At 41.5% G+C, this 24,204-nt stretch carries 20 protein-coding genes and 1 tRNA gene; 9 read left to right on the top strand and 12 right to left on the bottom strand.

Annotated elements, in window-relative coordinates:
• Positions 1 to 9: 9 nt before the first annotated feature.
• The 3 genes from DI060_RS02465 to DI060_RS02455 are packed head-to-tail and all read right to left on the bottom strand — an operon-like array spanning position 10 to position 3,413.
• Positions 10 to 351: an STAS domain-containing protein gene (locus DI060_RS02465; RefSeq protein ID WP_108973340.1), complete on the bottom strand. Its 342-nt coding sequence runs from the start codon at positions 349 to 351 to the stop codon at positions 10 to 12.
• Positions 348 to 3,095 carry a SpoIIE family protein phosphatase gene (locus DI060_RS02460; protein ID WP_108973337.1) on the bottom strand — a complete coding sequence of 916 codons (2,748 nt, stop codon included), beginning with the start codon at positions 3,093 to 3,095 and terminating at the stop codon, positions 348 to 350. The genes DI060_RS02465 and DI060_RS02460 overlap by 4 nt, the downstream gene beginning before the upstream one ends.
• 6 nt (positions 3,096 to 3,101) lie before the next feature.
• Complete coding sequence (locus DI060_RS02455; RefSeq protein ID WP_108973335.1) at positions 3,102 to 3,413, bottom strand: hypothetical protein; 312 nt, start codon at positions 3,411 to 3,413, stop codon at positions 3,102 to 3,104.
• 71 nt (positions 3,414 to 3,484) lie between these two features.
• Here DI060_RS02455 and DI060_RS02450 point away from each other — a divergent pair.
• The 3 genes from DI060_RS02450 (at position 3,485) to DI060_RS02440 (ending at position 7,474) form a co-directional block, all read left to right on the top strand.
• Positions 3,485 to 3,560 (top strand) — tRNA-Ala (locus DI060_RS02450).
• Positions 3,561 to 3,675: 115 nt separating this feature from the next.
• Complete coding sequence (def, locus tag DI060_RS02445) at positions 3,676 to 4,215, top strand: peptide deformylase (protein ID WP_108973333.1); 540 nt, start codon at positions 3,676 to 3,678, stop codon at positions 4,213 to 4,215.
• A 22-nt stretch (positions 4,216 to 4,237) separates the two neighbouring features.
• On the top strand, positions 4,238 to 7,474 hold the full coding sequence (locus DI060_RS02440) for an efflux RND transporter permease subunit (RefSeq protein ID WP_108973330.1): 3,237 nt from the start codon (positions 4,238 to 4,240) through the stop codon (positions 7,472 to 7,474).
• A 12-nt stretch (positions 7,475 to 7,486) separates the two neighbouring features.
• Here the strand turns inward: DI060_RS02440 and DI060_RS02435 are convergent, their stop codons facing one another.
• Complete coding sequence (locus tag DI060_RS02435) at positions 7,487 to 8,674, bottom strand: polysaccharide deacetylase family protein (RefSeq protein ID WP_108973328.1); 1,188 nt, start codon at positions 8,672 to 8,674, stop codon at positions 7,487 to 7,489.
• 53 nt (positions 8,675 to 8,727) lie between these two features.
• A complete protein-coding gene (gene tyrS, locus DI060_RS02430) occupies positions 8,728 to 9,954 on the bottom strand; it encodes a tyrosine--tRNA ligase (RefSeq protein ID WP_108973326.1) in 1,227 nt (408 codons plus the stop codon).
• Positions 9,955 to 10,043: 89 nt separating this feature from the next.
• On the opposite strand from tyrS, the gene DI060_RS02425 reads away from it, so the two are divergent.
• Positions 10,044 to 11,648, top strand: a complete 1,605-nt coding sequence (locus DI060_RS02425; protein WP_108973324.1) for a glycerol-3-phosphate dehydrogenase/oxidase — start codon at positions 10,044 to 10,046, stop codon at positions 11,646 to 11,648.
• 25 nt (positions 11,649 to 11,673) lie between these two features.
• Here DI060_RS02425 and DI060_RS02420 read toward each other — a convergent pair whose 3' ends face one another.
• The 6 genes from DI060_RS02420 to DI060_RS02395 form a co-directional block, all read right to left on the bottom strand.
• Positions 11,674 to 12,738 carry an NADase-type glycan-binding domain-containing protein gene (locus tag DI060_RS02420; protein ID WP_108973321.1) on the bottom strand — a complete coding sequence of 355 codons (1,065 nt, stop codon included), beginning with the start codon at positions 12,736 to 12,738 and terminating at the stop codon, positions 11,674 to 11,676.
• 67 nt (positions 12,739 to 12,805) lie between these two features.
• Positions 12,806 to 14,572, bottom strand: a complete 1,767-nt coding sequence (gene rpoD / locus DI060_RS02415) for an RNA polymerase sigma factor RpoD (RefSeq protein WP_108973319.1) — start codon at positions 14,570 to 14,572, stop codon at positions 12,806 to 12,808.
• 22 nt (positions 14,573 to 14,594) lie between these two features.
• Positions 14,595 to 16,418 carry a DNA primase gene (gene dnaG / locus DI060_RS02410; protein ID WP_108973317.1) on the bottom strand — a complete coding sequence of 608 codons (1,824 nt, stop codon included), beginning with the start codon at positions 16,416 to 16,418 and terminating at the stop codon, positions 14,595 to 14,597.
• A 6-nt stretch (positions 16,419 to 16,424) separates the two neighbouring features.
• Positions 16,425 to 16,880, bottom strand: coding sequence for a GatB/YqeY domain-containing protein (locus tag DI060_RS02405; protein ID WP_108973315.1), 456 nt, complete (start codon positions 16,878 to 16,880; stop codon positions 16,425 to 16,427).
• Positions 16,881 to 16,900: 20 nt separating this feature from the next.
• Entirely contained in the window at positions 16,901 to 17,119 is a 219-nt protein-coding gene (gene rpsU / locus DI060_RS02400) for a 30S ribosomal protein S21 (protein WP_002973784.1), read from the bottom strand.
• Between the two features lie 84 nt (positions 17,120 to 17,203).
• The gene (locus DI060_RS02395; protein ID WP_108973313.1) at positions 17,204 to 18,022 is read right to left on the bottom strand and encodes a hypothetical protein; all 819 of its coding nucleotides are present in this window, start codon (positions 18,020 to 18,022) and stop codon (positions 17,204 to 17,206) included.
• Positions 18,023 to 18,127: 105 nt separating this feature from the next.
• Here DI060_RS02395 and fbp point away from each other — a divergent pair, with 105 nt between their 5' ends.
• The gene (fbp, locus tag DI060_RS02390) at positions 18,128 to 19,156 is read left to right on the top strand and encodes a class 1 fructose-bisphosphatase (RefSeq protein WP_108973311.1); all 1,029 of its coding nucleotides are present in this window, start codon (positions 18,128 to 18,130) and stop codon (positions 19,154 to 19,156) included.
• A 79-nt stretch (positions 19,157 to 19,235) separates the two neighbouring features.
• Positions 19,236 to 19,490 carry a hypothetical protein gene (locus tag DI060_RS19045; protein WP_209451973.1) on the top strand — a complete coding sequence of 85 codons (255 nt, stop codon included), beginning with the start codon at positions 19,236 to 19,238 and terminating at the stop codon, positions 19,488 to 19,490.
• A gap of 48 nt (positions 19,491 to 19,538) precedes the next feature.
• On the opposite strand, the gene DI060_RS02380 is transcribed toward DI060_RS19045, so the two are convergent.
• Positions 19,539 to 20,816, bottom strand: a complete 1,278-nt coding sequence (locus DI060_RS02380; protein WP_108973309.1) for a hypothetical protein — start codon at positions 20,814 to 20,816, stop codon at positions 19,539 to 19,541.
• A 108-nt stretch (positions 20,817 to 20,924) separates the two neighbouring features.
• Between DI060_RS02380 and pdhA the strand changes: the two genes are divergently transcribed.
• From pdhA to DI060_RS02365, 3 genes are read left to right on the top strand one after another with little or no spacing between them, the layout of a single operon-like run.
• Positions 20,925 to 21,911 carry a pyruvate dehydrogenase (acetyl-transferring) E1 component subunit alpha gene (gene pdhA / locus DI060_RS02375; protein ID WP_108973307.1) on the top strand — a complete coding sequence of 329 codons (987 nt, stop codon included), beginning with the start codon at positions 20,925 to 20,927 and terminating at the stop codon, positions 21,909 to 21,911.
• Positions 21,912 to 22,886, top strand: a complete 975-nt coding sequence (locus DI060_RS02370; RefSeq protein WP_108973305.1) for a pyruvate dehydrogenase complex E1 component subunit beta — start codon at positions 21,912 to 21,914, stop codon at positions 22,884 to 22,886.
• Positions 22,887 to 22,895: 9 nt separating this feature from the next.
• Entirely contained in the window at positions 22,896 to 24,203 is a 1,308-nt protein-coding gene (locus tag DI060_RS02365; protein WP_108973303.1) for a pyruvate dehydrogenase complex dihydrolipoamide acetyltransferase, read from the top strand.
• Position 24,204 lies beyond the last annotated feature (1 nt).

The following is a 24,204-nucleotide window of genomic DNA, read 5'->3' as shown; positions in this document are numbered from 1 at the left end:
AAGTTAATTTTATTGAAGAGCTGACTTCAAATCAGAATGGATCTTAAAAAGTTGCTGCATGCCTATGATATCGAAGACCTTAGCGACAGCTGGTTTCAAAGAACAGATCGAAATTTCATGCCCATGTTCTTGGCTCATGCGAAGTGAGGTGACAAGTACCCTAAGCCCTGCCGAGGAAATAAAGGGCACTTCTTCTAAATCATAGACAATCGCTGAAGTTGCGGATTTCACTAAGGTCATGAGCTCCGGTTCAATTTTGTGTGAATTGTGCACATCTAAATTGCCCTGGATTCGGATGACAAGGCGGTTCGAAACCGTTTCGTGCGTCATAGAAATGTTTGTATCGTTCATAGGATACGTTTCTCCAAACGTGTATAATTTTTCAGTCCGTCATTGTGGTAAGAGACATGGTCCATTAATTTTTCCATCAAATACACTCCGAAGCCACCCCTTCGTTCCCCTTTCAGATTGGCTTCCAAGGAAGGACTCGGCACGACCGATCTCTGGAAAGGTTTGGCTTCATCGATCAAGGTAAAGATAGCAAGTTCCCCTTGGATCTGGATCTTACATTCGAAGGTAGGATTCTCTACGGAGAGGCCTTCATATCCGTGCATTACAATATTGGTGGCGGCCTCATCTAAAGAGACTAGGATGTCATCAAAGGCAAACTCTCGTTTCACTCGGTCTCGGATTTTCTCCGCTACAAAATCTCGTACTCTAGGAATCTCCGCCGAAGTCGCCTGGAAGGTCTCTTTGTATTCCTCCAGTAAAAGATCTGGAAACTTGAGAATCATAACCGTGAAGTCATCATATTGTTCGGACTCATCCGAAAAGTTCCGGATGATGCGGTAGATCTCCTCAACAATCACCTGACTCGGCTTATCTTTTCTTCTAATGATTTCTTGGATCAATCGATCCAAACCAAACTCTTCTTCAAGTTTGTTTTTCTCTTCGATCGCACCATCCGTATAAAAAACTAACATATCATTGGCTTGGATTTCGATCTCTCCACCTATATAACTTCCGATGGGAACAACACCAAGAGGAGCACCCTTACCTTTTAGAAGTTCATAGGTGCCATCAGCGCGGATCCATATCTGGTCATTGTGTCCTGCCGATGCAAAACGAATGGTACGAGAGAGAGAATCAAAATTTGCAAAGAAGAGGGTCACAAACATACCAGATTGAGAATCCTCATAGATCAACTGATTTGCTTTTTTTAATAGCTCAGAAGGAGAAAGTTCTGTGGTACGAGATAGAGTTCGGATGATGGAAGATGACATAGCCATAAAGATGGCCGCGGGCAAACTTTTTCCGGAAACATCGGCAACCAAAAAAGAAAAGTTATGTGTTCCGTATTGGTGGAAGTCATAGAAATCTCCTGAGACTTCTTTGGCAGGAACTGACTTTACCCCCAAATCGAAGCTAAACGATGTGATCAAATGGTTCGGTAAGATATTATTTTGGATATTTCGTGTAATCTCAATTTCTTTTTCGATCGACTTCTTTGTAATGATCTCTTGGTTCAAGCGCAAGTTTTCATAAGCTTTGGCAAGTGGACTGGAAATGGTTTTGAACATTCTTAGGTCAGAGTCCAAAAACCCATTCGGCTCTTTTTTCCCACAGACGTAGAGAGCGGCCTTTAGGCTACTGCCACTGGGTGAAACGGGAAGAACTACAAATGAGTCTCTTAAAACAAAGGACTCCAATCCCAAAAAAGAATCCTTTTCTTGGTGGGCTACATGTCCTATCCTAGGGTCTTTTGTTTCTAGAGATTTCAATATCAGTGAGCTTTCTTGGGGGTCGTAGAAGGATTCGAAGACTACGTCCTTTTGTCGTGAATAGACTTGTAGAAGAGTGCGTTTGCCTTCTTGAAGAATGACCATACCTGCATCCTCTGCACCCAATTCTTTTGTGAGGATTGCCAAGGCCCTTGTCATAAGCCCCAATTCATCATGCGCTTCCAGAACTGCTTGGCCTAATTCAAAGAGTGATTCTAAGGTGCTCAACTTCTGTTTGAGTTCAATGTTTGCAATGTTTAGGTTATTGATTAGGCTAGTTTTCTGAATGGCAACTGCACAGGCAGAAGAAAAGGAGAGAAAGAAATCAATATCACTCTGGCTAAAATTATTTCGATCAATGGTATTGATGGCTTCAATGACACCTATGACTTCTTCTCCGACAATTAAGGGTGCGGCCAAGATATTTCTAGTGATAAAATTGGAGGCTTTGTCTACATCTCGGAAGACCCTTGGGTCATTTTGAGCATCGTTGATGATCATAGGCTGCTTGGTAATTGCAACACTCCCAGCAATCCCTTGGCCCATAGGAACTTTTATCTTTGCGACCTCTTCCCTCTTATCTCCTGTTACAGTATTAAATACCAAAAATTCTTTTTTATCATCTAACAAAAGTAATGAACTGGCTTCTGTTCTAAATACCGATTTTGCTGAGTTCATCACCATTTCTAACAATCGATCCAAATCCAAACTTGTATTGATGAGAACTGCTACGCGGATGATCTCTTCGAGTAAATATTCAAGACGGCTATTTTTGTTATGGATATTAGAATTATCAACGAGCAATAGGATAGAAGTTGCAAGAGAGCTTAGGAATTGGTTCACTCCTTCTGCATAGTAGGTATCCTTCAACAAAGCCGACAGGTTGGATGTAAAGAAGTTGATGAGCTCCAAGTCTTGTTCGGCAAAATTTTCGAAATGGTGTATGCCTTCAAGAATGATGACACCTAAGGAATGTTCCCCTACCTCATCACCAATGTAGCTGGCAACGACAGAATCCTCCAAGGGCTTTGAATCCCCTGATAGGTGTGTCCCTTTTTTTAAGAGAACACTCTTTCGTGTTCTAAATACGTGTTTCGCAATCTTGGATATAGATTCGGTATCTTTGATCTGGCCAATGCGGCTCAGATTGCCCCTTTCGTTTTTCAGATAGAAACAGGCAGCTTTCGCCTGTATAAGGCGTCTTGCTTGGCTTAGGATGAAATGATAGAGATCTAAAATCTCAGGAGATGAGGTAACAAAAAAACCCCCTTCTTCAGATCTTTGGACTAGAGGAGGTAAAGAAGAAGGGCTCACTAAATTTTATTCTTTATTGAACTTTAAGGACTCTTCCCTTAATTTTCGGTTTGCTTCTTCCAATGACTTGATTTTGTCAAAGGCAGCCATCAACTCCTCTCGACTCAAATTGGAAACCATGGAACTTGCTTGGACGGTCTCTTTGGCCTCTTTCAATTCAGAACGAGAGTAATCGATGATTTGCTCATACATGCGAATGATTTCATCCGCATTTGATAACTCTTGTTCGTTGAGCCTCAGAACCTTTTCATATCCTTTGATGATATCGGACTGTATTTTCAGTTTTTTGTTCAGTTCCTCAATGCTATCTTGGCTCATGGGAAATGCATCCTCTCTATAGTATCTTTCAATTGACAGGGGCTCGCCCTTTCAGACTCTGGACGCTGTCTGGGGACGTAGCTCAGTTGGGAGAGCATTTGAATGGCATTCAAAAGGTCGGGGGTTCGATTCCCCTCGTCTCCACCATCTACCGATTTCCTAGAAAAATCCTCAATTTACTTTGAATGTCAAATGCTTTTTCCTTAGGAAAACTTTGTTCCTTGATCTTACAGATACCTTTTTCATTCTAACCTGGTAGACTATGGCTGTCAGAAAAATTTTACGCATCGGAAACCCTTTGCTCAGGCAAACTTCTCAAGACGTCCTCGAATCAGAAGTGGGAACAAAGGAATTCAAAAAATTGATTCGAGATATGTTTGATACCATGCGCTTTGCCGAAGGTGTCGGACTTGCGGCACCTCAAATCGGCATCCTAAAAAAAATCGTGGTCGTTGGCTCTGAAGAAGATAACAATCGATACAAAGGTTCCCCCGCCGTTCCGGAACAAGTCATCCTCAATCCTGAAATTACTCCGCTCTCAGAGCCAGGCGAAGGTTTCTGGGAAGGTTGCCTTTCCGTTCCCGGAATGCGAGGGCTAGTGGAGAGACCATACAAGATCCACATGAAATGGCGAGATGAAAATTTTGAACCTCACGAGGAGACAATAGAAGGCTACCGAGCGATCGTCATGCAACATGAATGTGATCATCTTTTCGGTGTTCTGTATGTTGACCGACTGAAAAGCACGAAACTATTTGGATTCAATGAAGACATAGACGATGAGGGCAAGATCCTCGACTAATTTTTAACATACAGGTATTAGCATGCGCTCATCCATCGTAGAATACTTCCTTTCGAAAAGTTTATTCGTAAACTTACTCACCTTCTTAATATTGCTCGTGGGTGGCTTTACGGCCGCTACCATGAATAGAGAGGCCTTCCCCAATATCAACTTTGATATTGTCAGTGTTGCCACTATCTATGTAGGAGCTTCCCCCGCCGATGTGGAAAAATTGGTCACTAAACCAATAGAAGATGCAATCAAAGAAGTTGATGGGATAAAAGAATACCGGTCAGCTTCACTCGAAAATCGATCTGGTATTGTCATCACAATTGACCCAAATACAAAAAATACCCAAAAGGTCGTTGATGATATTAAATCTGCTATTGATAGGGTCCAAGACTTGCCCGAAGAAGCAGAAGATCCTATCGTTACAGAAATCACAACAGCACGTCAGCCAGTCATCGAAATCCATCTAACAAGCGCACAATCCAATGGAAAACCTGTTCTTGATACAAGCCAACTCAGAGACCAAGCAAAGATTCTAGAAGAAAAACTAAAAGATCTACCAACAGTTGCTCGCATAACCAAAAGAGGATGGCGAGAAAGGGAAATGAAGGTGGATTTGTATCCAGATAAACTCACTGCATATTCCATCTCTTCTACTCAAGTAATCAATGCACTACGCCTGAGAAATGTGAATTTTCCTGGTGGAAATATTTCCGAGCGTTCAAAAGAAATTATTGTTCGTACCGTAGGGGAATTTGATACAGCAGATGAAATCGAGAATGTATTTGTGAGGTCAAACGATGCAGGACGATCTGTTCGTATCAAAGACATTGCACGAGTCACTGAATCTTTTGAAGATAGTGATTATCTTGATAAATCAAACGGTGAGATTGCAATCGCTTTAACTGTCATCAAAAGGGAAAAAGCAGATGCCATTGTAACAGTTGATTCCGCTAAAAAAATTGTGGAAGAGTTTATCACAGCTTCACAAGGCAAAATCAAACACGCTTTTGTAAACGACCTGTCCAAATACATTCGTAGAAGACTAGGAGTGCTTACCTCCAATGCGATTTCAGGACTTATACTTGTAACTGCTTCCTTATTTGTTTTTTTGGGCTGGCGAATGGCTCTAATGACTGCTTTGGGTATCCCGATTTCCATTGCGATGACTTTTATTGCGATGAGTTACTTTGGGCTCACTTTGAACTTAATCTCTATGATGGGATTGATCATTGTTGTGGGAATTCTCGTGGATGATGCGATCATTATCTGTGAAAACGTCTACCGACATCTTGAAAATGGTGAAGAACCGTTTGAGGCAGCTCTGCGAGGCACCTCTGAAGTGTTGGCACCTGTAATGGCTACTGTGACAACAACCATTGCTGCGTTTGGACCCATGTTATTTATGACGGGTATATTTGGGAAATTCATCCACTCTATCCCTATGGTTGTGATCCTTTCTCTATCTTCCTCCCTTTTTGAAGCATTCTTTATGCTACCTTCTCATTTATACGATGTGAGTAAATCAACCTCTCTAAAAGGCGAAGTCAAAGAAGAGTCTCATTGGTTTGTCCGCTTCAAAAACAAAACCTATCTTCCCTTGTTACGATTTGCACTTAGTCATAAATTGAAAATGATTGCGGGACTACTTGTGATATTTATATTTTCCCTCACCCTACAAGGAATGTTTGGTAAGTTCAAATTGTTTCCAGGTGCGATTGAAACTTTCCAAGTCCGCGTAACGGCTGAAACGGGGCTTACTTTAGAACAGACAGATCGTTTTATACAAGCCATCGAATATTCGTTAAAGAGTTTGCCCAAGGAAGAGCTAGAAAACTATATCTCAAGAGTCGGAATCATTCAAAAAGATCCCAATGATCCATTCACAAAAAGAGGTAAGAACTATGCCCAAATTATGGTCTACCTTACTCCTGAAGAATCCCGCGAAAGAAGTACAGAAAAGATCATAGAGTTTGTCCGCCATAACACAAAGTATCTATTGAATGATAAATCCTTACTCCTCTTGGAAGAGAAATTAGCCTCGGAAAAAAAAGGCAAAAAGGAAGAAGAACCCATTCAATTATTGCCAAAGCCGGATGAATTTAAATCTTTAGAAGGAAAGCTTGTCAATTTGGAATTTGAAAAGTTAGCTGGGGGCCCTCCTGTTGGTAAGCCAGTAGCAATCGAAATCAAAGGAGATGACTTTTCTACCTTACAAAAGATAGGTACAGAATATAAAGAAGTCCTCAACCAGATCCCTGGTGTGGTTGACATTGGTGATGATTTCAATGATGGTAAAGATGAGATCCGAGTCACCGTAGATCAATCCCTAGCCTCCCTTGCAGGTGTGAACGTACAATCCGTATCTTTAGCAATAAATACAGCCTTACAAGGAACGATTGCTACAAAAATCAAACGAGCCGATGAGGAAGTAGATGTGCGTGTCCGCTTTCCAGAGGAATACCGAAGTTCCTTATCACATTTGAACAAAGTGTACGTGAACAACCTTACGGGAAATTTAATCCCTGTCTCAAGGCTTACGAGTTATGATAGGTCACCAGGAAGAGCGTCCATAAACCATTTAGATGGGAAACGATTGCTCACTGTGACATCCAATATTGATGAAACCAAAACCACCTCCCGAGCCGTTAACCAAAAAGCAAAAGAATTGGGAGAAGGTATAATTAAAAAGTACCCTGGTTATACGGTGCGATTTTCTGGAGAGAATAAGGATACAGAGGAGTCCATGCAATCACTCATGCGTGCTTTCTTGGTTGGACTTCTTATCATTTACATGATCCTAGCCTCATTGTTTAAATCTCTTTTACAACCATTTGTCGTGATGAGTGCCATTCCTTTTGGTGTTATTGGAGTCATATTTGCTTTTTTACTCCACGGACAACCCTTATCCTTTCTTTCCTTTTTGGGTGTGATTGGACTTGCAGGGGTGGTAGTCAATGACTCTATTGTGCTTGTTGATTGTGCTAACCAATTGAAATTAGAGAATCCTAATTATAAAACTTTTGACTTGCTTATAGAAACTGGGTCTATTCGTTTACGTGCTGTTATCCTGACAACTGTCACGACAGTACTTGGACTCCTCCCAACAGCCTATGGAATTGGAGGACGCGATCCATTTTTAGTTCCTATGGCATTGGCCTTTGGTTGGGGCTTAGCGTTTGCTACCTTTATCACTTTGATTATGGTTCCAGTCTTTTATCTAACAACCTACGAGTTTGTAGGCTGGCTAGGTGGTAAATTTAAAAGATAATGAAACTAGCCACTAGTCTTCTTTGTCATTCAAGACTTCGGATACCGTATTAAAATGGTATCCCTTCTTTTGCATCTTTTTGATAAACTCGGGCAATATATAGATGAGTTTATCAAATTTTCTAGGGCTTCCCAAGTGCATTAAGATGATAGCGCCATTCATTCCATGGGGATCGACACTCTCCCATAAATCCAAATAGTCTAGAGTTTCCTGGCTAGTTTTATAATATGGATTTTTAACAACAACACGTTTGCCATTCTGATTTTGGTAGACAAATTGTTTATGAATATAGTCAGGCAAATCCAAAGAGCCTTTATTATTTCTAGACCACATTATATGCTGCGTGTAACCTATGCTAGCATGGGCATCTAAAATCAACTGGTTGATGGCACCATAGGGCAAACGATAGTATTTTTTTAATTCCTGTTTAGTAAGGGCATAAAATATATCCTCAACTCTCTTAAGCTCTTCTGCCATACGAGTGAGATCTAATACCGATTTAGAGAGGTACTCAAGTACGGTGCGTTTTCTCTGGCTTGTTTCTGAAACGGATCTGGAATAATTGAAATGGCTCCACGTGTGATTGCCAAACTCTACGTTTCCCGTCTTTGCTAATCTTTTGATTAGGTCTAAATTTGACCTTACAAAGAATGAACCACTTGTATCTGAAGGTCTTTCATTCGATAGAAAGATCGTTATCTTTATATTATATTCTTTTACATATTGGTAAAGAAGTGCGAGCTCTTCACCGGTAGCTAAATCAAAAGTTAAGGCTATCTCTTTATACTTTTCATTCCCTCTGAGGATATTTTTACCCTTTGTTTCTTTTGAAACTTCTTTTAAATAGTTTATATTCTTTTCTACCTGTTTCTGAAGGGACTCATCAATTTCCGATTCTGAAGTAAGGTATTGTTCTTCCCGAAGTTGCTCCTGATACATAAGAGACGAAAGACTCTCTTCCATCTCTTGTAACATCTTATCCTTTGCCTTAACCTCCGTTTGCAATTGATCCACTGAAAACGAGAGGTACAAAAGGTAACTCAAAAGTACTACGACGGAAGAAATGCTAAGGGTAAGAAAACCCAAGAACAGAAGACGTTTCACCTGCTTGGCGAAGTTTCTATCCTTTTCTATATCTTTTGAGAGTTCATGGACGATGTCTTGAATCTCTTTTTCTTCTTCAATCGGATCTAAAGGCATACGTTACCTTAATCTCAATATCGGAAAAAAAGACTAGCCATCTTAACTCTCTGCTAAGTGAGAATCCTTAAAAATTTCCCTTTTTTTCCTTGGCGGATGAGGTATTCTTGTCCCTTTTCTAGCGAAATTTGCCACTCTGAAAGTTTCTCTTCGTTAAGGTACAGTCCACCTGCCTGCACCAACCTTCTTCCTTCGGATACCGAAGTTATAAATTGAAACTGGTTCAGTATACTGAGCAGTCCAGGATGACCTTCAACAAAGTAACTTTCATCCAACTGAATTGTTTTGATCTCTTCTGGTAAGGCTCTGTTCTTTGCGTTGTGGATCCGATTCCATTCCTCAACAGCTCCTCTATTTTGAGCAGGATCGTGCAATTGGTCCAAAATAAGAAGTGCAAGTTCACTTTTCACTTCTTTGGGATGAAGTGTTTTTTCGGAAATTCCCTTCTTTCGATTATCTATTTCTTCAAAGGAAAGATCTGTTAAAAGTTCGAAGTAATTCCACATCAGTTCATCGGAAATTGACATTACCTTACCGTAAATATCGATAGGTGCCTCTGTGATTCCAATGTAATTGCCCAAGGACTTGGACATTTTTTTGCTACCGTCTAGCCCAACTAATAAAGGTAATGTTACGACACATTGTGGTTCTTGGCCATATTCTCGTTGTAAGTCGCGGCCAATGAGTAAATTGAATTTTTGGTCTGTACCTCCAATTTCTACATCACTCTTCAAATGAACAGAATCATATCCTTGGAATAGCGGGTAAAGAAACTCGATCATGGAGATCGGACTCCCTGCACGGTATCGTTTTGTAAAGTCATCCCTTTCTAACATACGTGAAACAGTATACTTGGCTGTTAAAGTAAGGATATCCTCAGAGGTAAGCGGCATACACCACTCTGCATTGTAGACAACTTGTGTTTTTTCTCTGTCTAAAATTCGAAAAACTTGGTTTTGGTATGTTAAAGAATTTTCTCTGACTTCTTCCTTTGTCAGCCGTTTTCTAGTTTCTGATTTTCCAGATGGATCACCGATCATTCCAGTAAAATCACCTAACAAAAAGAGAATTTGGTGGCCTAAATCTTGGAAATGCCTGAGTTTTCGCAACAAAACAAAATGACCTAAGTGCAGATCAGGTGCCGTTGGATCAAATCCTGCTTTGATTCTGAGACTTTCTTTCTTTTTGAGTTTGTCTTTCAACTCGGGGATAGAGATCACCTCTACGGTTCCTCTTTGGATTTTTAAAATTTCTTGTTCAATCTGGGCTTCAGTTTTCATGATCTTTCGTCAAATTTAGATAGATAGAAAGGCGATATTTGACAATACTTACCTAAGAATCTCTATAGGCAAGAAAAGCGCAGACCGAAATGGCAATCTCAAAAGAAAGATTACAAACCTTAGAAAAATTAAACCAAACAAAATATGACATCCTAATCCTGGGCGGTGGTGCTACAGGAGCAGGCACTGCCTTAGACGCTGCATTACGCGGTTATAAAGTTGCACTCCTCGAAAAACAGGACATCTCGAGCGGAACTTCCTCCCGTTCAACTAAACTCATCCATGGAGGTGTCCGTTATCTTGCCCAACTACATTTCAAACTCATTTATGAAGCTCTCTCCGAAAGAAAACGACTTTTAAAAAATGCACCCCACTTGGTGAAGCCTCTCGCCTTTGTAATGCCTACTTACAAATGGTATGAAAAACCATATTTTTCTCTGGGGCTAACTCTATATGATTTACTAGCTGGTTCTCGCACAGTCCCAGGACATGAACGGATTTCTAAATCCCAAGCCTTGAACGACTTTCCAGCGCTTAAAACGAAGGGCTTGAAAGGTGGTATTAAATACTACGATGCTCAGTTTAATGATTCACGTTTGAACATAGCAACCGTTAGGGGAGCAAAAGAAGCAGGTGCGGATATTGTGACTCGAATGGAAGTGATTCAATTCATAAAGAAAGAGGGTCAGATTGTTGGGGTGGAAGCACTTGATTTAATCACAAAGAAAAAAGTATCCATCTATGCGAAAGTTGTTGCGAATACGACCGGTGTCTGGATTGACCAGATTCGAAAACTCGATGATCCCAGCGCACAGGACGTACTGAGTCCCAGCCAAGGCATTCATCTTGTTTTTTCGAAAGAAAAAATTCCCTGTAAAACAGCGATGATCATTCCGAAAACTGAGGATGGTCGAGTTGTGTTTGTCATCCCTTGGGAAGGAAAGGTGATTTTGGGAACAACAGATACTCCCAAAAATGGAATCGATTCGGAACCTCTTCCCTTGCAGTCTGAAGTTGATTTTTTATTAAAGACAGGAAACGATTACTTAGATACAAAACTCGATAAAAGAGACATCTTATCCGTGTTTAGTGGACTGCGACCTTTGATCTCCCTTGCCGGGAATAAAAATACAAAAGCGATCTCTAGAGAAGAAGCGATTCTTGTCTCTGCATCTGGATTAGTTACAATGTCTGGTGGGAAATGGTCTACGTATAGAAAGATGGGAGAAGACCTGACCAACCGTCTCATCGAGGAAGGGAATCTAGAGACCAAAAATGAATGTATGACCTACAATTTTGCCTTCCCAGGTACTTTGGGCTATACGAAGGATCTCCCAAGAAAACTCATCTCTCTATATGGCTTTTCGGAACCAACAGCTGTTCGACTTGCGGATACTTTCGGTGGAGAAGTAGAGTTGATTTTAGGAAAAAAACCTAAGGAGATCAAAAAAGGCACAGGATTTTTCGCAGAAGAAGTCTCTCATTTTGTGAAGAATGAATTTGCAATCTCTGTCCTTGATGTACTCGCTCGGCGTTGGCGTGTCTTGTTTTTGGACTTGGCTTTGGCAAAGGTATTGGCAGAGCCCGTTGCAAAGGTACTACAAACGGAACTGAAATGGACGGAAGCGCAAAAACTATCCTCCCTGAAAGAACTCAATGGACTTATTAGCTCTCTCGAAAAAACGATTCGCTAGTACCATACTGGTTTCGATTGGAATCTCAGTAAGGCACCTCGTAATTGTAAAAGGTAGCACCAGAGTTGTTTTCTTTTAGAAAAAGAAGATAGTGGGTCTTTGCGTTGTAGATGGAAGAGAATGATATGCCCATCTTTGTTTTAAAGTATTCGTAATCCTCATCGCCGACTTGGGCACGGCGGAACAACCAAGTATCATTCCTCTGCATCCCTCCCGAATCAATATAACTTAAATTCAGATCAATACCAGAGGGACTGGTTGCAAGAATGGTATATGTGCCTTGTTTGGGCTCAGATGGGAAAGCGTTCCCGATTTGTGGGTCCATAGCCTGCACCTGACCAAAACTGAAAGTTCCATCCGATTTAAAATACACTGGTAAAAAGGCATCAAAACTTTGGAAGCTAATCGAATTGGTTTCATTCCATACCAAAAACTTTTTGAATGCATAATAGTGCTTCGATGCTTCTTCATAACCTTGTAGGGAGGCTTTAACTCTTTGCTGGTTTGTGATTTCATAAGCAGAAAACTCTTTGTCTTTGAAATCGCCTAACGAAAATTCACTGAGACAAACATCAGTACCTTTACTTCCAGTATAACTTTCTAAAAATTCCAATTGGATCACATTTCCTCGAAACGATGTATCCAAAGATAGGATTTGGGGTACCACCTTTTCAGCTTTGAATTGAACGGGTTTTAGATCCAAAGTGATTGTGTTCTCCTCTATCCATTTGGCATTGGGGGCACTCGACTTTTTGGTGTAAGAGGTCAAACGAAGTTTCTTCACCTGCGCCATGGCCTTAGCATCTTTTGCCGAAATGGCAAGTCCGTTTGTGATTTGGACACCAGAAAATTCAGAGACATTTGCAAGGAAAAAAACAAGCCCTGCGCCAGGAGTTTGGATATCGGCACAAAATCCTGTCTGGGGTTTTCCATCTAAAGCATATTCAGGACTAAACTTCCAGGTTTGTTCAGGGGAGATTTGCCCAGTTCCCAAGGCGCTCTCAAAACTAAATGCATGTTCGGCTTTGGGTCCACAGGAGACCAAAACCAAGGTAATGAAGGGGAAAAAAAAACGTGTGAACCTAAGCATCAAAATCCAACAAACAGAGAGCTAACGAGAGACTCTTGCCAAGATACCACTTGGCAAGAAGAATAATCTAGTCGATGTAGTCTTTTAACTTTTTGGATCGGCTTGGGTGGCGTAACCTTCTGAGAGCCTTTGCTTCAATCTGACGTATCCGTTCTCTCGTTACCTTAAATTGGTAGCCCACCTCTTCGAGTGTCTGAGCATACCCATCATCCAATCCAAATCGCATCCGGATTACTTTCTGCTCCCTAGCTGGGAGCGTTTGTAAGACTTGTCGGATTTGTTCGCTGAGGATAGAGCTTGCCGCAGAATTCAAAGGAGAAATAACATCCTTATCCTCGATGAAGTCACCTAATTCAGAATCCTCTTCGGAACCCACAGGGATCTCCAAAGAAATAGGCTCTCTTGCCACGTTCTTCACTGCCTTAACCTTTTGAACAGGCCAACCTAGTCTTTCCGCAATCTCATCATTGGAAGGGTCACGACCAAATTCCTGGACAAACAAACGTGTTTCCCGGATCACTTTGTTTACCTGTTCAATCATGTGAACAGGAACACGGATGGTTCTTGCTTGGTCTGAAATGGCTCGGGTAATCGCTTGGCGGATCCACCAAGTCGCATAGGTAGAAAATTTATAACCCTTTTTGTATTCAAATTTGTCCACAGCTCGGATAAGGCCTATGTTTCCTTCTTGGATCAAATCAAAAAAGTGCATCCCTCGGTTCGCGTATCGTTTCGCAATTGAGACCACCAAACGTAAGTTTGCTCGAACTAATTCGCGTTTTGCTTGGGCAATTTCACGTTCTCCCTTGATTATCTTTTCGCCCCAATCTTTGATTTCATGGACTGGTGAACCAGCTTCCTGCTCCATACGTCGGAGTTTACGTTCATTATTGCGAATGTCTTTGATGACTTCCCGGACCTCTTCAATGTCACAGCCCATCATCTTTTCGATTTCGTCTAGGTTCTCATTCTTTTCAATGAACCTATTCAGGCCTTTGATTTCTCGAACGTCATGTCCATACTTCGCTTTTATCTTTAGAAAGTGTTTTTCGATTTCTTTAACGCGAAAGACCATCGACTTAATCTTTTGAGAGATTTTTTGAATCTCTTTCTGAGATACACCGATTTTACGGATGGCTTCATCTATTTTGCCAGAAGATGTATCTATTTTCTCTTTAAGTTCTTTAAACTTTTTTGAATTCTCTGAGTATTTTCGAATCCTATTCGTAGATTCATTCAGAACCTTCTCATCCTGTTGGATAAGCTCCATATTATCAAAGAAAACTTTTTCAAGTTTATCAGCTTGCTCCTGGTTTAAAGCGTACATTTTGTCCACTTTTACCAGATCATAAACTTTGATTTTTTTAGATTTGATCTTAGGGATTAATTTAGCAAAGTTTTGTCTCAAAATTGAAGAGCCAAGGATAGTCTCCTCAATGATTTTTTCACCCTTCTCAATACGCTTAGCTAAAAATACCTCAGTTTCTCCAGAGATTAATGAAACCTTTCCAATCTCTTTTAAATAAAGACGAATCGGGTCTTCCGAGTTGGAAGAAACGTTTGATTCTCTTTTCTTTCTGGCAGGTTTATTTTCTTTATTGGACTCTTCTTTTGTATTGGCAAGACTTGTAGACTCTTCTAAGGATTTTTTGGAATATTCTTCTACGATTTCGATCCCCATTTCGTGTAGGAGAGTGAATACATCGTCTATTTTCTCTGAGTTTAATATTTTATCTGGAAGGATCTCGTTAATTTCGTCATATGACACTTCTCGATTGGCCTTTCCGATCGAAATAATTTTTTGAACCTCAGGTAAACTTGCTAAATTTTCCATTTTTGATCTCTTTCCTTCTCGTTTAAACTTCTTGTACCTGCAGAGTTCTTAGATACTCCCAGATTTTATCCCGTTCACTTTTCAAATACGTGATCTCGGAAAGGACCTCTTTCTTCTGATCAACAGTGAGTTGTGGATTTCCCATTTTATCGAATAATTGGTTCATTTGGAATTCAAGGTGTAGCTTTCTATGCAATAGAATCAAGTCTTGGAATGACTTTCTCTGGGTGCTACTTTCCTCATTTGGTTCCATATCAAAATGACCAGCAAGTTCGCCCAAATATTCCTTAGGGATGTCCTCTTTAGACAAAATCTCAGCAACCGAAATTGGCTCACCTTGCAAATATTTCGTATACAAATAGTCCCATAGAAAGCTAGCAGACTCATCGTAAAAATCCATTTCCAAGATCTTTTCTGAATACTCAAATAGCTCCTGGTTCTGAACCAATTTCGCTAACATCTTTCTCTCACAGACTTGGATGGGCTCCGCTTTCTTCTCGGGAAGTTTTGCATTCGTTCTTTTAGTATCGACATTTGTGGGGGCAGAACTTTCCCCCGTCTTACCTTGAAAATCTTGAAAAATCGCAGAAAATGAGATCCCTAACTGTTTGGCACCTTCCTGCAAATAGACCTGCTTATCCGTCTCTTTCTCCATCGTTTTGACGAAATCCATGAGCTTTCGGATACCGGCCTGTTTGGTTTCGGGAAGTGACTGAACAGTTGCGCCTGCGAGAATCTGTTGGATCATAAATTGCGATGCTGATTGGGATCTTTCGAACACGTCTCGAATTTCGGATTTGTTGTGTTTGAGAGAATAATCAAAGGGATCTTTCCCTTCTGGGATTTGGGCAATCCGTACGTCGATTCCCTCTTTGTTTAGAAAAGTGACAGCTCGGAAAGCACCCTTTGCACCTGCAGCATCAGCATCCATCATCAAAATGACACGGTCAGCCATGTTTTTTAGGATTCTTGCATGAGAGTCTGTGAAACTGGTCCCTAAAGGGGCTACCACAGATTCGATCCCTTTTCGGAAGAGACCGACAGCGTCAAACACGCCTTCTACGACAATCACCTCTCTAGTCTTGCGGATGGAATCTTGTGCTAAATTTAAATTATAAAAACTTCTACTTTTATCATAGATACTGGAATTTGGACTATTGATGTATTTGGCTTCCTCAGAATTTCCAAGGATCCTACCCGAAAAGGCAATGGTCCTTCCCCTTGCATCTATGACTGGAAACATGATCCGATTGCGGAAAAAATCATACGGATCTCGATTCTGGTCCTGCCGTTTTAAAAGTCCTAAGGCTTCTGCCATCTTTGTTTCGGCTTCACTGCGAATGAAATCTTTCGCTAGATTTTGAAAGCCTGGCAATGCGTATCCGATTCCAAAGATACGAACCTCATCTTCGTATAAACCTCGTTCTAAGAGATACTTCATGGCAACTTCCCCTGCGCTTGTCTGGAAGTTCTTCTGAAAGTAGACCCGAACGCGTTCATTGAACTGGTAAAGCGCTTCTTTTTTACGGTCCTCTTCTTCTTCCTCTTTGGATTTTAAGACAAGTGGAATGCCTGTATACTCAGAGAGAATTTCTAAAGACTTTGGAAAATCTACCTTTTGGTAGTCCATAACAAATCGAAAGATATCTCCACTTGCTTTGCAGCCAAAACAATGGTAGTAACCAGAATCTGATTTTACGTGGAAGGAAGGTGTCTTTTCGTTATGGAATGGGCATAGACCAATATAATTTCTACCCGATCTTTTTAAGGGAACAAAACGTCCTATATAAGATTCAATGGAGACTTCCCTCCGAACTCTGTCTTTGAAATTCTGGTAGGAATTCACTGCCTTTTAGTTTGAACTGAGTGATTGTTTAACGATGAGAGATACCTTAGAGCCGTCGATGTTTTGCCCTTTGAAGACTGCCATCACTTTCCCCATCACCTTACCCATGTCAGACGGGGAAGAGGCACCCATTTCCGTAATTGCTTTTGTTACTGCATCTTGGATTTGGTCGTCGGAAACTTCTTTGGGTATGTAACGAGAGATGATGTCCGCTTCAGCCCTTTCTTTATTTGCCAAATCTTCACGATTTGCCTTTTCATATTCAAGAGCTGTGTCTTTTCTTTTTTTGTAATTGGATTTTAGGACTTGCATCACAAAACTATCGTTAAGTTCTGTTGCTCCAGTCTTAGTCATTTCATACTGCAAATCAGCCTTTATTAGGCGCAAGGTTCCCAAAAGAACCTCATCTTTCGCCTTTAGAGCCTGTTTTAAATCAGAATTGATTGTTTCTTGCAGAGTCATACAATAGGGAGCGGTTTAGATTACAGTTTGTCCTTTTTTGCGAACAATCGTTTCTTTTTGTCTCTTTTTCTTTTTGCAGCTTCTACAGCCTTCTTCTTCACTACACTTGGTTTCTCAAAGTATTCTCTACGTTTGATTTCGCTCATGATGCCAGCATTGGCACAATCTCTCTTGAATCTGCGAAGCGCTGCTTCGATAGACTCACCTTCTTTTAAATAAATCCCTACTTGTGGGGTCATAGACAGTGATTGTCCTCGTAAAAATAGTCTTATTTTAACAGATATCTGGAGGGCACGGAATTGTCAATCCTGGCGAATTTTGATTTAGACATTTTCCATAAAAAGATCACAGAACTCGTTGGGATTCTCGGCAATCGGCCTTGTGACTGGGTACAATTTCAATTTATAGTCCAGAATCATATGTTTCGAAGGGAAATAGAGGCCCTCGAGTCGGTTTGCAATGCTTTCGACTGTCTCCGAGGGGCTGAACAGGTAGATGGAACGGACATTTAACTGGAAAAATAACTCCTCCTCGTGGGTAGCTGATTGGAGGGTTGAAGAGACCTCCCTCAGGATTTCTTGGCTTTTGACAATCCCCAGGGGCTTAAAAAAGGGCGATAGGTCTTGTAGATAAAAGAGTGCGAGAACTCCCGACTCCCTACTTTCCAAAGAACGAAGTACTTTTTTACGAAATACTTCCGCAAAACTCCGGAAACTCAATAGAGATTTATCTCTCTTGGAGAGTGTGACTGAGAGAAAGGTCAAAATCGTCTGGCTCAGGTAGTTCCATCGTACCTTCGGAAATTCTTCCATTTTCTCCTGGTAGAGGACAGCCCAGACAAATAGGTCCTTGTGCGGAAACCGAAAGAACAAACATTGGCCTTTTCCTTCGGAAATTTGGCTTTCTTTCCAGGAGTAGAGCCTCTCTTCCTCCCTTTCCTCTTTCCAGACGGGCTCTTGGGTAATCCAAGAACGAACTACGCTTTCGTTCAGATTGAGTCCTACACGGAATACCAAGTCTTTTTCTAAGAACAGATAAGCAGATTGAGCTCCCAGCCCAAAAAAGGCCTGGGACATTCTACGGATGTGGTACTCAGTTAAGAGCAGACTAGGGTCGGCGGTGTAGAGCGCTTGGGATTCCATATTCCTGTCTCACTATTGTCGGAAATGCAGCTAAAAAAGCCAAGGAGAAAGGATTGCCTCCCTGTCCCATCCTCCAAAATGAAGAAAAAAACCTAAGAGAAAACAGTGAATAGCATCCCCAAACAAAAGAAACAGATCTCTCTATCTCAATTCATCATAGAAGAGCAACTCAAAATCCCAGGGGCCTCGGGAGAATTTTCAGCTCTACTCAACCACCTGGTCTATGCTTCCAAAATTGTCGCCCGCGAGGTGCGCAAAGCAGGTCTTTTGCATGACATTTTAGGTTCTACCGATGAGACAAATGTCCAAGGCGAAACACAAATGAAATTGGACCAATACGCAGACAATGCTTTCAACCAGTCTCTCAAGATTTGTGGTCACCTCTGTGCTCTTGCGAGCGAAGAACATGAAGAAATCATACCAATTCCGAGTGGTTATGCGATCGGCAAGTATACAATGGCCATTGACCCTTTGGATGGTTCTTCGAACATTGATACCAATGTCTCCATAGGCACCATCTTTTCGATCCACCAAAGGCTTGAGCCAAGCTCCAAAGCTCCTGGCACAGAAAAGGATCTATTGCAAAAAGGATCTTTACAGCGATGTGCTGGTTATATCATTTATGGCTCCTCCACAATGCTTGTTTTGAGCACTGGAAAATCTGTCGTTGGCTTTACTTTGGACCCAAGTTTAGGGGAATTTTTACTTTCCCACCCTGACATGAAAATGCCAGACAGCGGCTCTATCTACTCAGCTAACGAAGGCAATGCTAGCTATTGGGGCAAGGAAGTCCAAGACTATATAGCACATATTAAATCCATCGAAGGCGGAAAAAAACCAAAAACGGGACGCTACATTGGCTCGCTTGTGGCAGACTTCCATAGAAACCTCTTGAAAGGTGGGATCTTTCTCTACCCTAATGATACAAAATCCTCAAAATACCCAAATGGTAAGCTCAGACTCCTATACGAGGCCGCTCCTATGGCGTACATCGCCGAACAGGCTGGCGGAATGGCTGTAACAGTAAAGGGAGAAAGGATTTTGGATTTAGAACCAAAATCGCTGCATGAAAGAACCACTTTGGTCATTGGGAGCAAACAAGAAGTCCTAGAGTTCTTGAGTTTTGTAAAATAAGCAAAGAAAGAATAAAATCCTTTCCTAGCTTTTGCTTTCCCGTATCATTTGTCCATTCAAGACATCGAAGGAGAAACAAATGTCAAAAAAATCAATTCTGTTCGCTACCTGTTTGGGTTTAGCACTTGGGCTTACATTCTGCAAAAAAGAGGAAGCACCTGCTGCGACTGAGACTAGCGCACCTGCAACTGTAGAAGACACTGCGAAACAAGTATTGTCTGAAGCAGAGAAAAAAGCTTTGGAAGCAAAAAAAGCTGCAGAAGAAGAAGCAAAGAAAAAAGCTGCAGAAGGTACAAAAGCTGTTAACGATGCAGTAAAAGGTAAACTTCCTTAATCTTTTTCTAAAATACCAGTCCAATGTCCATTGGGCTGGTCCCCACCTTTAATCAAATTTCACTTTTTGTTGTAACTCTTCCTCTAGAGCGCATTTAGGATAGGTCCCCACTCCAAGGGTGGTTCCGATATATCCATATGGGTCCTGGGCAGAAATGATCTTTAAATCCCAGCCGTTCACTATGTACGGACATTGATAGTTCTTATCCTTACAAAGTACTTGTGCAGCTTTGGGTTTTGGATAGGCCCAGGCAGCTGGAGGGAATTTACATTTGTTTTCAATTTCAGCAATGACTCGAATCTTTTTGATGGCCAGGTCAAATTCGGTAAACCTATTGATCATAGGATCAGCAATATCTTTCCGAAAGGTCCCCTTTTCTGCATTGTAGGTAAACATAACAAGAAGCTTTTCCGAAACTTGTTCTTTATCTACACTCACTTTTAAATTTTCCATGATGAATCGAGCAATCTTTAAGGCAGCAAGTACAACTCCCGCAGTCTCTTCCGAATATTCTGTTGCCTCTTCCTCCTCGTCGGTGGATTCATCTTCCATCGGTGTTCCGTTTAACAACTCTTGGTTGAGTGGATGGTTTTTAAGGTCGCTAACATTGATTTCAATTAAGGTTGCATTTGGAATTTCAAAATTTGTAATGGGATGTCCATTGATAGCAGAGGTTATCTCATCCGGAAGAGCAAATTTTCTTGTGATCTCCAAAGACAGACTTGTGGTTTGCGTTAAGGTCTGTCCAAGCAAAGATTTGCGGTACAAATACTCTCTAGATGTTGAGATATCAGCACACATCCCTGCCAAAAACGAATAACGATTCACCATCTTAAAATGGTAGTTTTTCTGGATCACAGCACCCAATGACAAAAGACCCATATCTGCTAAATGGTTGAAAAATTCTTTTTCATTGAGAAGGATCCGAAAGAAAGAAAGAGCTAAAGATTTGGTATAGAAAGAATTTTGAATGATGCCTTTTAAAGAAGCAATCTTCTCTGGATTTTTTTCATATAAGTGTTTGATGAACTCATTCGATTTGTCTTCGATACGTTTGAGTACTGCTTTGGCTAACACTGTCTTTAGCATCTTCATGAGATCTTTGGACATCGCCAATTTGAAGCTTGGAATGAACTTCCCATCCATCGTTTCTAGTTTATTGATTAAACTCTCTTTGATGGCTACTTTCTCTTTCAGTAGGATCCCACCACTTTTGTCCACAATGGGTTCGCTTAAGGCGACAGAGCCTAACAATTCATAATCCAATACAAATCGTTTGAATTCTGGGAAGTCTTGAAATTCGATGCCGTTGCTAGTAATTTTCATGAAATAACGCTATATGGGAAGAATCTCGGATAGGATAAGATATCGCAAGATTTTTGCTTTCTATTCTCGTCTAAATATGGTAGTTTTTGCTGGTTTTCGGAGGTTCATTTGGTTTCTTCCATTCCTAAAGATCAAAAATCGATTCTTGAGTTGCGTGAGTTCTATCGCCAGATGGTACTCATCCGTAAATTTGAAGAAGCAGCTGCCAAAGCCTATAGCGTAGGTAAAATTGGCGGCTTTTTACATTTATATATAGGCCAAGAAGCGGTTGGGGTTGGTTCCATTGCTGCTCTTACACCCTTAGATTACATTGTGTCAACCTATAGAGACCATGGACATGCCATTGCAAGAGGTTTGCCGATTAACGCACTTATGGCGGAATTGTTCGGGAAAGGCACAGGAATTTCGAAAGGCAATGGTGGCTCCATGCACTTTTTTGATAAAAATGCCCATTTTATGGGCGGTCATGGCATCGTTGGCGGTCATATTTCTTTGGCTGCAGGGATCGCTTTTGCCTCCAAATACAAAAAAGAAAATTCGGTAACCATTTGTTTCTTTGGAGAAGGAGCGGCCAATATAGGTTCCTTCCACGAAGGTCTAAATTTAGCTGCCATATGGAAACTACCGGTAGTCTTTATTTGTGAAAACAACCATTATGCGATGGGAACCCCTGAATACCGTGCCCTAGCTGTGAAAGATGTATCCATCAGAGCTGTCGCGTATGACATTGCCCGTGACCACATAGAAGGTGATGAAGTGAGAAAGGTGCGTGACCATGTGAAAGTAGCTGTGGAAAGAGCAAGGCGCGGGGAAGGTCCCACCCTCATCGAGGTTTCTACCTATCGATTTCGAGGCCATTCTATGTCAGACCCAGCAAAGTACCGAACCAAAGAAGAGCTAGAAAGTTACAAACAAAAAGACCCATTGCACAGAGCAAGAACGGAACTCATCCAAGCAGGAGTGCCTGAGAAAGACCTTGACCAATTGGATCAGGAAATACTGACACAAGTAGATGATTCCTATCGTTTTGCCGAAGAATCTCCGGAGCCACCACTCTCCCAACTCTACCAACATGTCTATGCGGAGGATAAATAGATGGCAATACTTACCTACCGTGAAGCTCTAAACCGAGCTATGGTTGAAGAAATGGAAAAAGACCCTTCCATCTACCTCATGGGAGAGGAAGTTGGGCATTACCAAGGTGCGTACAAAGTGTCCCAAGGTATGTTAGAACGATTTGGGGAAGCAAGGGTGATCGATACACCTATCTCAGAAAATGGTTTCGCTGGAGTGGGTGTTGGGTCGGCTATGGTTGGTCTTCGCCCCATCATAGAATTTATGACCTGGAATTTTTCATTGGTTGCGATAGATCAGATCATCAATTCGGCAGCTAAGATGAATTATATGAGCGGCGGTCAATTTCCGATGCCTATTGTATTTCGAGGTGCGGGCGGAGTGGGAGGAAGATTGGGTGCGCAACACTCGCAAGCATTTGAATCTTGGTATGCCCATGTTCCTGGTCTCAAAGTCATAGCCCCGGCAACACCAAAAGATGCTTATGGCCTTCTCAAATCATCCATCCGTGACAATAACCCAACAATCTTTATAGAATCGGAAGTATTGTATGGGGTAAAAGGTGAAGTCCCAGAAGAAGAATTTAGTATTCCACTCGGAAAAGCAGAAGTCAAGAGAAAGGGAACGGATTTAACAATCGTTACTTGGTCTAGAGCTTTTCTATTCGCAGAGGAAGCAGCGAAAGAACTGGAAAAAGAAGGTATCAGCATTGAGATCTTGGATTTACGTTCACTTAGGCCTTTGGATGAAACCGCGATCTTAGAATCTGTGAAGAAGACAAACAAAGTTCTCATTATCGAAGAAGGTTGGCCTGTTGCCGGATTTGGAGCTCAAATTGCATACCTCATCCAAAAGAATGCTTTCGATTATTTGGACCATCCAGTAGAGAGAGTCACCCAAAGGGATGTACCTATGTCCTATGCGGCCAATTTAGAAAGAGAAACCCTCCCAAATGTGGAGCGTGTCATCCAGAGCATTCGCGAGATTTTGAAATAGGTAATACAAATGGCAAAACTAATAGAAATGACCCAACTGTCTCCCACAATGACGGAAGGAACAATTGTTAAATGGATCAAAAAAGAAGGTGATTCCATCTCCCCTGGTGAAGTCTTAGCTGAGGTAGAAACTGATAAAGCTGTCATGGAAATGGAAGCTTATGATTCCGGTGTGCTTTTAAAGATAGTAGAGAAGGAAGGATCCAAACTTAAGGTAGGGGAAGCACTTGCGATTATTGGCAAACCTGGAGAAGGGTTCGAAGATTTACTGCAAGAAGCCAAGGCCAAAAAAAAAGAAATTCCAGCGACAACAGTAGAGGCGCCGAAGCCAAGTCCCGTTGCCGAAACAGTAGCTCCAACTTCTATCTCCCTTGCCCAGGAAAAAACGACACCCACCATCGAAACAAAAGAAGTTGTTCCCGTCACTCTGCGAGGCGGGGCCCGCGTCTTAGCCTCTCCCCTTGCAAAGTCAATTGCCATTGAAAAAGGAATTGATTTACACTCCCTTCTGGGAACGGGCCCAATGGGACGAATTACCAAAAAAGATGTCTTGGATTATATCCAATCTAGGCAAAGTAGCCCTACACACCTAAGTGCTGCTATAGGCGTCAGTAAACAAGATGAACTTATCCCCCTAGGTGGGATGAGAAAAACGATTGCCAAACGGCTGACAGATTCCAAACAAAATCTGCCCCATTTTTATTTGAATGCGGATATCAATGCCAAACGCCTAGAAAGCTTTCGAAAGGAAATCAACGAATTCTTCCAACAAGAGAACCCAAAAGAGCCATTGAAAGTTTCGGTAAACGACATCATCACAAAAGCCGTCGCGAATGCCCTAAAATTGCACCCAAAAGTCAATGCTAGTTGGATGGAGGAGTCTATCAAACAACACGGAAGGATAGACGTAGGGATTGCGGTTTCCTTGGATGGTGGCCTTTTAACACCGGTCATTCGGAATGCTGACCAAAAGAGCATTGCTCAAATCTCTACAGAAATCAAAGAATTAGCAAAAAAAGCAAGGGACCGAAAGCTAAAACCCGAAGAATTTTCCAATGGGACCTTTACAATCTCCAATTTAGGCATGTATGGGATCAGTCGCTTTACAGCCATTATCAATGAGCCGGAAAGTGCGATTTTGGCAGTGGGAGCTATAGAAGATAAACCCGTAGTTGAGGGTGCCGAGGTAGTTGCTGGTCGAGTGATCTCTTTGACCCTATCTTGTGACCACAGGGTTATTGATGGAGCAGTGGGTGCCGAATTTCTAAAAACCCTTCGTTTGGTTTTAGAAAATCCGGCTCTTCTCACGGCCGTTTAGG

It is taken from the genome of Leptospira ryugenii, assembly GCF_003114855.1.
Classification (GTDB): domain Bacteria; phylum Spirochaetota; class Leptospiria; order Leptospirales; family Leptospiraceae; genus Leptospira_A; species Leptospira_A ryugenii.
This window is presented reverse-complemented; position numbering and strand designations above follow the sequence as displayed.